The 305-nt window shown below is 45.6% G+C and carries 1 protein-coding gene; it reads right to left on the bottom strand.

The window, feature by feature from the left end; all coding sequences use genetic code 11:
• A partial coding sequence (locus KI375_RS27105; RefSeq protein ID WP_212976447.1) for a transposase occupies positions 1 to 305 on the bottom strand: 305 nt, incomplete at both ends.

Here is a 305-nt window from a genome sequence, read left to right as displayed (position 1 = left end):
ATAAGGACTTGTGAATACCTGACAGTACGTCGTATTCATCTGTTCTAAGAGGTCTTGCCATTTTAAGTACAGGTTGGCTTCATGCTTTGTAACCGCCTTTTTCCATACGAAGGAATATCGGTTGGCAGAGGCTTCGATTTTCGTCCCATCTATATAGACCGTTTCCCCGGTGATGGCATCCTGCTGGTAGAGCCACGCTACTTGTTGAAAGAATAGCTGTTCCATCACGGTATCCGTCAGATATCTTTGCTTGAATCGACTGATGGTCGAATGATCAGGAGCTGCATATCCTTGAAGAAGCCAGC

It is taken from the genome of Bacillus sp. J14TS2 (assembly GCF_018333015.1).
Lineage (GTDB): Bacteria > Bacillota > Bacilli > Bacillales > Bacillaceae_C > Lederbergia.
The sequence above is the reverse complement of the archived record's forward strand: the minus strand, read 5'-3'. Positions and strand labels throughout refer to the sequence as shown.